Source organism: Stomatobaculum sp., assembly GCF_057248925.1.
Map to the genome: position 1 here is coordinate 110,530 of NZ_DBHIHF010000003.1, position 11,879 is coordinate 122,408.

8 protein-coding genes are annotated in these 11,879 nt (G+C 58.4%); all 8 read right to left on the reverse strand.

Translation table 11 applies throughout. From position 1 onward, the window contains the following. Nucleotides 1-33 precede the first annotated feature (33 nt). Complete coding sequence (gene pepT / locus ACO4XG_RS01745) at nt 34-1,275, reverse strand: peptidase T (protein ID WP_308509227.1); 1,242 nt, start codon at nt 1,273-1,275, stop codon at nt 34-36. Between the two features lie 73 nt (nt 1,276-1,348). Further along, a complete protein-coding gene (locus ACO4XG_RS01750; protein ID WP_308509226.1) occupies nt 1,349-2,425 on the reverse strand; it encodes a hypothetical protein in 1,077 nt (358 codons plus the stop codon). After that, the gene (locus tag ACO4XG_RS01755; protein ID WP_308509225.1) at nt 2,422-3,594 is read right to left on the reverse strand and encodes an ABC transporter permease; all 1,173 of its coding nucleotides are present in this window, start codon (nt 3,592-3,594) and stop codon (nt 2,422-2,424) included. The genes ACO4XG_RS01750 and ACO4XG_RS01755 overlap by 4 nt, the downstream gene beginning before the upstream one ends. Beyond that, nucleotides 3,591-4,262, reverse strand: coding sequence for an ATP-binding cassette domain-containing protein (locus ACO4XG_RS01760; protein ID WP_308509224.1), 672 nt, complete (start codon nt 4,260-4,262; stop codon nt 3,591-3,593). The genes ACO4XG_RS01755 and ACO4XG_RS01760 overlap by 4 nt, the downstream gene beginning before the upstream one ends. 3 nt (nt 4,263-4,265) lie before the next feature. Beyond that, nucleotides 4,266-5,768 (reverse strand): hypothetical protein, encoded by a 1,503-nt coding sequence (locus tag ACO4XG_RS01765; protein WP_308509223.1) that lies wholly within the window; start codon nt 5,766-5,768, stop codon nt 4,266-4,268. 144 nt (nt 5,769-5,912) lie between these two features. After that, a complete protein-coding gene (locus tag ACO4XG_RS01770) occupies nt 5,913-9,752 on the reverse strand; it encodes a glycosyltransferase (protein WP_308509222.1) in 3,840 nt (1,279 codons plus the stop codon). Beyond that, on the reverse strand, nt 9,749-11,053 hold the full coding sequence (locus ACO4XG_RS01775; protein WP_308509221.1) for an ABC transporter ATP-binding protein: 1,305 nt from the start codon (nt 11,051-11,053) through the stop codon (nt 9,749-9,751). The genes ACO4XG_RS01770 and ACO4XG_RS01775 overlap by 4 nt, the downstream gene beginning before the upstream one ends. An 18-nt stretch (nt 11,054-11,071) precedes the next feature. After that, nucleotides 11,072-11,875, reverse strand: a complete 804-nt coding sequence (locus ACO4XG_RS01780; protein ID WP_308509220.1) for an ABC transporter permease — start codon at nt 11,873-11,875, stop codon at nt 11,072-11,074. Nucleotides 11,876-11,879 lie beyond the last annotated feature (4 nt).

Sequence of the window (11,879 nt, forward strand, 5' to 3'; positions counted from 1 at the left end):
ACTTGTAAAGCTATCTTTCGTTTCCTTACAATTTTATTTCGCCTTTTTTCCGATCATCTCGGTGACAAGAGTCTTCAGGACCTCAATCATGCGGTAGAAGTCGGTGACATTCAGGTACTCGTAGATGCCGTGGAAGTTCTCGCCGCCGGTCGAGATGTTTGGGCAGGGCAGTCCCATGTAGGAGAGCGTCGCGCCGTCGGTGCCGCCGCGAATGGCCACCGTGCTCGGCGTGATGTCGTTCTTCCGGAAGGCTTCGCGCGCAGTCTCGATCAAATATGGGTAGGGCTCCACCTTCTCCTTCATGTTGTAGTAGCTGTCTTTCACCTCTGCCGTGAGCTTCGCCTCGGTGTGCGCGTACTTTTCATTCAGCTGCTCGGCAACCGCGAGGAAGGTCTTCTTCATGCCCTCGAACTTCTCGCGGTCGTGCTCGCGGATGATGTAGCGGAGTTCCGCGGAACTCTCATCGCCCTTCATCTGGCAGAGGTGGAAAAAGCCCTCGAAGCCCTCGGTGTTCGCCGGGGTGCAGGGCGGCAGGAGGGACTGGAACTCCATGCCGAGCATGACGGCACTGACCATCTTATTCTTCGCGGAACCCGGGTGCACGTTCACGCCCTTGATGTGCAGCGTGCCGGAAGCCGCATTGAAGTTCTCGTACTCGATGCCGCCGATTTCACCGCCGTCCACCGTGTAGGCAACTTCCGCGCCGAAGCCCTTCACATCGAAGAACTTAGCGCCCTCTCCGATTTCCTCATCCGGCGTGAAACCGATGCAAAGCTCGCCGTGGCGGTGCTCCGGATGCTCGTGCAGATATTCGACGAGCGCCATGATCTCCGCGACGCCGGCCTTGTCGTCCGCACCGAGCAGAGTGCTGCCGTCCGTGACCAAGAGCGCATCCCCCTTGGCGAGATCCAGCTGCGGGAAAGTCTTCGGCGACAGCACTTCGCCGTGTCCGAGCGCAATGTCCCCGCCCTCGTACTTCTCGATGAGGCGCGGCTTCACATCCGTGTCGCTCGCTGCGGGCGAAGTATCCATGTGGGAGATGAGGCCGAGCGCCGGTGTCACCGCATTTTCCGCCTCTGTGAGATTCGAGGGAATGCGCGCGTAGACATAGCACTTGTCGCTTAAGCGCACGTCTTTGGCGCCGAGCTCTCTGAGCTCTGCCTCGAGCTTCCGCGCGAGGTCAAACTGTTTCTCGGTAGACGGGTGCGTCCCCGACTCCTCCGAGGACTGGGTATCTATTTTGATATAAGAAATGAGTCTTTCCAATGCATCCATATTCCTGCCTCCTTCGTTTTCGGTCGTAGCTTTTTTCGTGGCTTTTACAGTTTCCATCCTACACGATAGACTTTCATAACTCAACCACCGGAGCCAAGGTTCCGACCGCCAGTTTGAGGTAATAATACAGCGGATTTAAGAACTCGAGCGCGCGGATGCCGAGGTCCAGAAATACGGGCGCGCCGAGCAGGCAGAGCAGGAGAAGCGGCAGCAGGAGCGCGAGCAGGATTTCCTGCCGCCCCCGGGTCAGCGCGCCGATTATCGACACAAAGAGCAGTACCAGGAAGTTCAGGCAGAGCAGGGACAGAGCTTCCCGCCCCGCACTTTGAATCACCCCGCCCGCAAAGAGCAGCGCCAAAAGGCCGAGACTCGCCACCGCCTGCACCGCGAGCAGATAGCGGAGCGCAAACCGGCACTGCACGGCCGCGGGCGCAAAGGAGAACAGCCCCTTCCGTCTGTCTTCGAGAAAGTAGAGCAGCGCGACAAAACTCATCAGCAGCAGCCAGAGTGCACCGAGGCCGCGAAGCGGCGAGCGGAGGTAGCTCTGTCGCTGCACCGTCTGTCCCGCCGCATTCTCGTACGAGATCAGCTCGCCGTCTATGTTCACATCCGCATAGCGTGTATCCAGTTCTTGCCGCACATCCGAACTGTCCGGATGTAGCGAAAACTTTTCCGTGAGAAAGCTCCGGTAGACGGACTCGGAAATCTCCGGGTAGAGCGCGCGGTACAGCACTTCGCGGGACAAAAGCACAACCGCGCTGTCCTCTCGCTCGAGTACCGTGACCAGCGGAATGTTTTTGCCGCCGGCGCGCTTCTCGATCCGCGCTTCGAGGTCAGACGGCAGAATCCACGCGGCGTCCAGTCTGCCGTTACGGAGCTGTTCCCGCGCGCGCCGTTCGTCGGAGATCTTCTCGATGCGAAGCACCGTGTCACCGGTCAGCAGCCTGTCCGCGACCCGCCGATTCACTTCCGGCAGCTGCCCTTCCTTCTCTTCCGCGACCAGACCGATTCGCAAAATGCCGCTCTCCCCGCGGCTTCCGAGCCGCAAAAAGAACCCGAGCAGCGGCAGGAGCAGACAGAGAACCAGAAAACTCTTCTTTCGGAAGAAACGCTTGATCAGAAGCAGTTCCCAGCGAAGTACCTGTCTCATACCTGCCTCCTTCCCGCGCGGCAGAGCGCCGCGAGCAGAAGAAACAGCAGCGCAAAGAGCAAAAGTCCTGCCCCCTGCCAAAGAAGCGCTGTGACCGGGCTTCCCGCCGTTAAGTTCTGCAGGTAGGAAAAACACTGTCCGCTCGGCAGCGCGCGACTGATCTGCTGCCATCGGTCCGGGAAAAAAGCGAGCGGATAAAAACAGCCGCTCACAAAGGAAACGGTGATTCCGGCAAGCAACTGTAAAAAAGCGCCCGCCAAAAGCCCCGTCGAGAGCTCATAGAGCAGGAACTGAAAGGCTGTCGCCGTACAAAGCACCGGCAAAATTCCCGGAAATTTTTCTCGCAGGATGATAAGGAGCGGCAGGCACGCGAATAGCTGTAACAGAAAGTAGGCCGCGTATTCCGAAAGTAGCTGGCGGGTGCGGGATAGCCCCGCCGCCGATAGCAGGCTCCCGAGCACCCGGGAACGCCCGGTCGCAAAGGGCAGCGCACTGACGCCCGAGGAAAAGAACAGAAAGCAGAGCAGTGCCGCCGCATAGTAGCGCGGCAGCGAGACATCCCGAAGCGGCTCAACGCTCTCCGTCCGGTAAGCCTGATTCCGGTTTAGGACCAGTGCGAGATAACGGAGATTCAGCTCTGTCAGCAGCTTCTCGTGCCGTGCAGCCTCGCCGTGGGCGTCAAAATAGCCCTCCGCCGCATAAATGCCCCTCTCGGTCTCTTTTAAAATCACCTCTGCCGCGCTGCCTGCCTCGCGAATCAGCGCGCTGTTTAAGCCCGCCTCGAGGCCGCCGCCCACATAGCGTATGGTCTTATTCTCGCCGTCGGCGAGCGCGGAGAGAAAATCATCCGGCACATCCAAATAGGCCTGGATTTCACCGCGCCGAAGAGCCGCCGCCGCGCTCTCCCGATCCATCTGCTCATAGGAAATCGCGAAGCGGGAGCTGTCCATATTGTTCAGCATCCCGAGCCCCGTCCCGAGATAGGTCTCGCCTCTGCCGCCGACAATGCCGAGTTTCAGCTTGGCGGTTCCCTCCGCCGATGGCGAAAAGAGCTTTGTCAGAAAGAACGCCAGCAGTGCCGCCGACAGCAGAAGCAGGACATTCGCAAACAGCGCCCCCGGAAGGCTTCGCAGCGCTCTCTTCCACTGCGCCGAAAAATAGCGTCTCATAAAAACAGTGCCTCCGCCGCCGCCTGATTTTCCGGGTGCGGAATGTCCCGCAGTCTGCCGTCCTTCAGAAAGACAAGCTGATCGCAGTGCGCAAATTCCGCGAAATCGTGGGTCACAAAGAGGGCCGTGCCGCCCCCCTCCGTAAAGCACTTTAAGTAGGCGTAAAACTTTGCCTTTCCCTCCATATCGAGCGCCGCGGTCGGCTCGTCGAGTAGGAGAATCTTCGGCGCGCGCAGTACGGCAATCGAGAGCGCGAGGCGTTTCTTCATGCCACCGGAGAGTTTGGCGACCGGCTTTTTCAGAAATGCGGTCACGCCGAGCGCCGTAATCGCCCCGTCTTCCGCCATGCCTCTCTCTATGGCTTTTCTGTCGTGCCAGAGCAGTAAATTGTCAAACCCGGACAGTTCCTCCATCAGCGGATTCGCCTGCGGCGAAAAGCCGACCAGCGCCCTGCGGCGCGCCTCGTGCCCGAAGAGTTCTTCCCCGTCATAGGTAAAGCTCCCCCCGTCCGGTCGCAGAATTCCTCCCAAAACGGAAAGAAGTGTGGTCTTCCCGCCGCCGTTTCCGCCGAGAATGCCCACACAACTTCCGTTCGCCGCCTGCAGGTTAATCTCCCGCAGGACAGCGTTCTTTCCGTATTGCTTTTGAATCTTTGTTAAAATCAGCATTGCTTACTGCATGTAACCCGCGCTCTTCAGCGAACTCTCCATGAGGTCCAGATAGTTCGACGGGATATCCGTCTGACGAAGCTGACCGAGGAAGCCGTTCCAGTTTGCGCCCTTCACAAAGTTCTCAGCCTCTGTGTCGTTCGAGACATTCACGCTCGCATCCTCTGCCGGTGCCGTCGGCTCCTCGCCGCCCTCGCTTCTGGTCGAATCCAGCGCCACGGTCACAAACGCGTTGTCATCCTTATTCACCGTCACGGTCATCTTCGTGCTCGTCTCGGTCTCCGCAGCGTCAAAGTTGAAGCTGAATGCGCTGAGATCCATGACACTCGTGCTGCTGCCGCCCGCGAGCTTGAACTTACCCTTCGCCGTGAGCTCACCCTTCTTCATTACCGCAAGATCAAGCTCATCCAGCATGAGCACGCCGACCTGCTCGCCGTTCTGCGTGAAGGTAAACACACCGCTCATCTTCTTGCCGTCATTCGAACCGCTGCCGCTCACATTGAACAGCTCCTTGCCGTCCTCCGAGAATGCGACCTCCGACGCGAACTCATTGCCCTTGTTCGGCGCCTTCATCGAGAAGACATAGTTCTCGTTCGAATTCGGGTTCTCGATGCGAATCTCGCGCGCCACAATCTTGTCGCCCTCGCCGAGCCAGATGGTCGAAACCAGCTTGCCCTGAATCTCGGTCGGGTTGCTCTTTGCCTTGTCGACTTCGTCCTTGAACTGCGCATAGCCGTCATCGCCCGCAAAGCCCTTGACCACCGCCGCGAGATCCTGGTCATCCGAAGCGGCCGCGACAATCTTCTTCTGCAGCTCGGTCAACTGCTCGCCCTCAAAGGTCGCCTCGAGCTTGGTCGCATTGACGGTGTGATTGCCGACCGTCACATCCTCTTTCGACTCCTGCACATTCTTTGCCTCGTCGGTAATCAGCTTGCTGTAGCCCGTAATCACCTTGTCGAGCTGCTTGCCCTCCGGCATCTTCTTGTACTGCTCGAAGGTTTTCGCAAAGTTCTCTCTGCCGCCAAGTTCATCCGTCGGAATCTTCATGAACTTCTCGGCGAGTTCCGGAATCTGCACGTAAAGCGCCTCATCCGACATGAAGAGATTCAGTGTGCCGAGCGGCTTATCGTTCAGGCTGAGCGCCACATTCTCCTCGAGTGCGGTCTTGCCGACCTTGGCTTTCATCTGCATGCCGAGCTTCGTGAGCCAGGAGAAATCTGTGCCGCCCGAGAGCGCCTTAAGCGTCTGCTTTGCGTCATCCGAGACAGTGATTGTCATCGTGCCCTCGCCGCTCGCGACCTTGTCGCTCGCGAGTTTTTCTCGCGAAATATCATACGCGCTGAGGAAGCTCTCGTTGAACTCCTTGACCTGCTTCTGCTCAGCCTCCTTATAGCGCTGATCCGGCGAAGCCGCCGCCTTTTTGCCGCAACCGGTCGCCAGTGCCATCGCCGCCGCAACAGACGCTACGCCGACCGCCGCTCTCTTCCATCTTCCGAACAATCTCATTGGTTTCCTCCCTTTCCGCCCGAGTCCGGGTCATGTGAGCAGTATATCATATTTCTTTTGTTCACGAAATGTTCACAAAATATCTTAGGACTTTCTTTTGCTTTCTGTAAGAATTTCTGTAAGAACTGCTTTCCGCAAGAACGGTCAGGCAAAGTCATCTTTCAGTTCCGCCCAGACTGCGTCCATGCTGTTGTGCGCCCGGATATAGCGCGCGGCGCGTTCCGCCATGGCCGTGAGCGCGTCCCGATCCCGGTACAGCCGCAAGGTCGCGGCCGCGAAGTCCGCGGCATCCTCCCGGATTTCCATAACCTGTGCCGCGTCCGGGATGCCCTCCGCGCCGATCGGCGTCGTGAGCACCGGCGCGCCGTAGTAGAGCGCCTCAATCACCTTGCCCTTCACGCCGGCACCGTAACGGAGCGGCACGACGACGAGGCGGCAACTTTGATAGAGTTCCGCAAGCCGCTCATCCGAGACAAAGCCGAGAATGTGAATGCCCGCCGCCGGGTTATCGAGCGCCTTCAGTTCGTCCGGCACCTTGGAACCCGCGACATAGAAGTTGACCGGCTCCTCCGCGCGTACCCGCGGAAACACCTCTTTCAGGAACCAGAGTACCGCGTCCAGGTTCGGCGGGTGCGCAAAGCCTCCCACAAAGAGCAGCCCCTCGCGCTTCTCATAGCCGAAATCGCGTTCCGGCGGGAAGCTGTCCCAGACATAGGCGGTCAAGGGCTTCACGCGTATGGTCTTGTCGATTGCGTGAATTGCCTTGCACTCCTCCGCCGAGGGATAGAAACTGAGCGCCGCCTTCCGGAGCAACGAGAACTCGACGCCCTTCCAGTAAGCCGAGGCATCCCGGTGCTCTGTCTCCCCGGTCAGCTCGTACTCGCGGCGCTCCCGCAGGAAGTGAAGGTCATGACCGTAGTAGAGGACACGAATAGAAGTTCGCTCCTGAATAAAGTCGATGTACTTGCTCGCAATGTGCGGGCGGTTCAGATAGACAAAGTCCAGATCCGCCGCGTGCTTTTCGATCCAATCCCAGATACCCTGCTGCATCGCCGGACCGTAGAGCACCTCAATGCCGAGCTGCGTCAGCACCGTCGTGTAGGGCTCCTCCGCCGCGAAGTTGTCGCCGAGGAACTTGACCTGATAGCCCTGTTTCACGAACATTTTCAGATACTGCCAGGTCGTGCGGCTGCCCGCGTCCTTGTCAAAGGTCGGCACATAGTGATCCACAACGAGAATGATCTTCTTGCCCTTGCTCCGCTCGCGCGCGCGGAAGGGATCCGGATTGCCGTTGTTTTCAAACTGCTCGGACAGTTCCTTCTTCCACTTCTCTTTTAACTTCTCGGTGTTCTCGATCTGATAGCGCTTTAAGCCGGTTCCCTGTACATCCGTGCCGTTCGAGATGCCCTCGAAGTGAATGACCACCGACTTCGGCTGATAGACCACGCGATAGCCGTGGGCGCGCACTTCAAAAGCGAGATCCGAGTCCTCACAGTAGGCGGGCGCATAGCGCGTGTCAAAGCCGCCGATCTCCTTCCAGAGTTCGCGGCGGATCAGAATCGCCGCACCGGACATGTAGTCGACATCCTTCACATAGTTGAATTCCGGGAGCGAGGGATCCTGAAGTCGCCCGTAGTTCCAGCCGGAGGCATCGCTCCAGATGATGCCGCCCGCCTCCTGGAGCCGCCCGTCCGGATAGACGAGTTTCGAACCCGTCATACCGATGCTCGGGTCCTCATCCATGAGTTTTAAGAGCCAGGAGAGATAACCCTCGGTGACTTTGGTATCGTTGTTCAGGAAAAAGAGGAACTCGCCGCGCGCCTTTGCCGCTGCCTGGTTACAGTTCTTTAAAAAGCCCTGGTTTGTCTCGTTCCGCGCGATTACAAGTCCCTCCGCAAAGTCCGAAAGGCGCTTGGTCGCGTCGGTCGAGACATCGTCCGCGATAATGACCTCATAGGAGATGTCCGGCGTGTGCTCGAGAATCGAGACCAGGCAAGCGTAGGTATACGCAATCTGGTTGTAGCAGGGGATGATGATAGAGACCCGCGGCGCATCGAACTGCGGGAATGAAAGTTTCCCGTGCTCGCGGTAAATGTCGCCGATTGCGAATTCACCGTCAATCAGATTTCTGCCCTCCGGCGTGCTGACAAGTTTCCGGTGCCGGATCGGATGCCGGATCGCATCGAGGCGGAACAGGAAGCGCTTCCGCTCGCCGGATCCCTTCGGATACTTCGCGTTGAAGATGGCGCTCGCCTTCCGGCGGAGGCGGGAATAGAGCGTCTGGTGGCGGCTCAGATACTGTAAGGTTTCCGCGAGCTGTCCGTTCTCCCGGCGGAGATCCCGTATCATGGTCTCCAGATTCACGACGTGGTTATCCGTCAGGCGCTTCACCTCGGTGATCTTCTTAATCTCCGCATCGCGGATACGAATCTCCTCAAAGGAGGCCGCGAGCTGTTCTCTGGTCTCCTCGAGGGTGCGCTCCGTCCGCGCGATAATCTCCGCGTTCTGCTGCGAGACAATGAAGCGGTCCAGGAAACGCGCCTGCTCCTTGCCCGCGACGCCGCGCTGAAAGCTTGCCTCTTCCGCTGCAAAGCGCGCGCACTCCGCCGCCGTGACACCGAAGCGCTGTAAAAAATCCGCCTCCGTGCCGAGCCCGAGGCTCTCCCGCTGCTGTTCGTAGAAGGTGCGAAGCGCGCGGTAGCGCACATAGTTTTTGTCGAGCGCGGTCTCGGAGACCCACTCACAGTCGATGCCGGTCAGCGGAAGACTCTCGATTTCGGTCTCTGCCGTGCCGCCGGTCACGAGGAAATTGTCGAAAATCGCATCGATGTTGTGGACTTCACCGCCGCCGATCAGCCGGTCCAAAGCCCGCTCGAGCGTGTCCTCGAGCGGCGCCCCCGCGGCGATTTCGCGGCAGATGCGCTGCGAAAAATTCTCGCCGAGCACATAGGGGAAGCAGGCACTTGTCAGACCGTTTTCCGTCCGTATCTCCGGGGCCGCGTAGGAAATATCTCTTCCCTCTTCCCGGAGGCACCGAAGCCGCTCGGCAAACGCCGCGATGTGCGCGTTGCCGTCCGCGCTCAGCGCGCGCTTTTCGACCAGACGCGTGCCGTCCGCCTTTTCCCAAATGACTGTTACCAGGCGGTAGCGCGCGTCGCGGTTCCGGTTGTATTTCACATAGACCGGGCGGGATTCCGGTGCTGCCGCCCCCTTGGTCCAGCAGGCGAGAAAGGAATCCGCAAAGTGCGGGTAGAGCCCGTCGCGGCACACTTCGTTGTACTTTGCGCCGACATTGATTGCGACATAGGTCGGGAAGCCGTAGGCCGGTATCACGCGGGACAGTTCGCCCTCTTCCGGAAGGCGCCGCTCCGAGTAAATGGTGTCCGCCAGATTTTTGAGCGGCTCCGGGAAGTAGAAGAAGCTGTTTCCCCCCGCCGCTTCCGTGAGCGCTTTGAGTTTCTCATAGCTCAGCGCATTCTCGCCGAGTTTTTGTCCCGCAAAGGCGCGGACGCCGTAGGCATTTTCCGCGGCGATGAGAAGCGTGCCGCCCGGGGAAAGCAGTTCCCGCGCCGCGCGAAGCATCGCCTCGTCCTCGCTTCTCAGGGTTCCGTCAAAGAGGACATAGTCAAAAGACCCAAGGGAAGCTGTGCTGCCTTCGCCGAGTTTTCCGGACACCGTCTCCAGTTCTCCCGACAGCTCAAAGACCTCTTTTCTCTCCCGCAAAAAGGCGAGCGCTGCCTCATCCGTGTCGAGCGCCGTGATCTTAAGTCCCTTCCGAAGAAGCAGAGACAGGAGACCTCCGTCGCCCGCACCGGCGAGAAGAAGCTTTGCGCCTGCGCAAAACGAGTACCAGTCGAGGAGACTCTCGCGGCGGTCGGAAAAGAGCTCTAAGGTCTCAAGTTCCGGGTGCTCGTCCAGCATGGCCGCCGTATTCCGCCCGTACTGCGAGAGCAGGGCCCGCGCTGTCTCAATCCGCTCACTCATACCTCCTCCTCTCTGACTGCCTCAACTTCCGAGTCCATATCGTAGTAGCCCACGGTGTTCTTATTCGAGATGACCGTCAGGCTCAGCACATTGTAAAGTCTGTGGTAGACCACATGCTCGCCGTTCTCATAGCCGGTGCAGCTCATCGAGAGCAGGTATTCGCCGCCCTGCAGATTCATCTTCTGCCGGAACGAGACCGTGTAGACATCGCCGTCCTTAACCGGCTTGATATCCGCACCCTCGAACATCGTATTCGTGCCGGTGATGTCGGTGCCCTTCTTGTCGCGGAGCGTGTAGGTGAAAATCGGCATCTCGATCGGCGCGTGGAAGCGGATGCGCTCCCGTATCGTGAACATCTCCCCCTTTAAGAGCAGGTTCGTCACATTGCCGCGCGCGTCGAGCGTCCCGAAGTCCTCAAAGCTCGCTCTGCCGTCGCCGTACTCCTGCACCTCGGGGTTTAAGTTCATTCGCTCCTTCATGCTTTTGTCCGTGTGCACCTCCCCGACCGGCAGGCCGAGCGCCTCTTTCTTCTGTTCGATCAGGGCCTCGGCGAGCTCGTCGGTCTGGTTCGCCAGTATCTTTTTATAGAGATCCACCATCTTCCCTGCTTCGCCCTGCGCCACAAAATGTCCGCGGTTTAAGAGCACCACCTTGTCGCAGTACTTGATGATACTGCCCATGTCGTGGCTTACCATCAGGATGGTCGTGCCGTTCTTCATCATTTCTTCCATGCGGCGGTAGCACTTCGCCTGGAAGAAGACATCGCCGACCGAGAGGGCCTCGTCGACAATCAAAATCTCCGGATCCACATTGATTGCGAGCGCAAAGGCAAGGCGCACGAACATACCCGAGGAATAGGTCTTGACCGGCTGGTTCACAAAGTCCCCGATATCCGCAAAGCGGAGAATGTCATCCATTCTCCGCTGCATCTCTTCGCGCGAAAAGCCCATCATGGTGCCGTTCATATAGATATTTTCGAGGCCCGTGTATTCGCTGTTAAAGCCCGCGCCGAGTTCGAGGAGCGCCGAAATATTGCCGGAGACCTCGGCTGTGCCCGTGGTCGGGCTCAGCACGCCGGTGATAATCTTCAGTATGGTCGACTTGCCGGAGCCGTTTGTCCCGATAATGCCGACGGTCTCGCCCTTCTTCACATCGAACGAGATGTCCGAGAGCGCAAAGAAATCCCGGTGATAGGACTTGTGGGTCAGGCTCACCGCCTCCTTCAGCCGGTCAATCGGCTTGTCGTAGAGCTTATAAATTTTGCTGACTCCCTGCACCGAGATTGCCAGATTTTTATCCATGAATCAGTCTCCTTTTTCTCACAGCACGTCGGAAAAATGCGGTCTGAGCTTCCGGAAAAGGCGCAGTCCGAGCGCGAGCAGCGCCAGGGTCACGACCCAGTAATACACAGTCTGCATGGGGCGCTCAAAGAACCAGTTTCCGGCGATCATGCTGTCCCGGTATCCGGTCACAATGTAATGAATCGGATTCAGCTTCAAAATCGGCAGGACTTTCGGCGGGAAATTGTCAAACATCTCGGGCGCCCACATGATGGGCACCAGCCACATGCCGAACTGCAACAGAATGCTGACGAGCTGCGCCATGTCCCGGAAAAAGACCTGCACGGACGCCGTGATCAGGGTCAGCGCGAGAATCAGCACGGAGAGCGCCGCGCTATAGTATATAAGCTGAATCCAGGTTGCGAGCGGCAGTCTGCCGTAGCAGAAGAACATCGCAATCATAATCATCACGAAAATCGCGTGCACGAAGAGGCAGGATACCAGCTTGATGACCGGCAGCACCTCCACATTGAAGACCACTTTTTTGACCAGGTAGTGGTATTCCTGCAGACAGCCGGTACCGGCATTCATCGCCTCCTGGAAAAAGAACCAGGGGACAATGCCGGGTACCAGCCAGATCACATAGGGCACGCCCGGAATCGGCGGCACCGACTTAAAGCCGAGCTGGAAAATCATGAAATAAATTAAAACCGTCACGATGGGCTGGACAAACATCCAGATGACACCGAAGTAGGAGCCCACAAAGCGCTTCCGGAAATCCGCCTTGGCGAGCTCAAAAATGAGCTTCCGGTTTTTTACGAGCTCCCGCATGAGTTTCGTCATACAA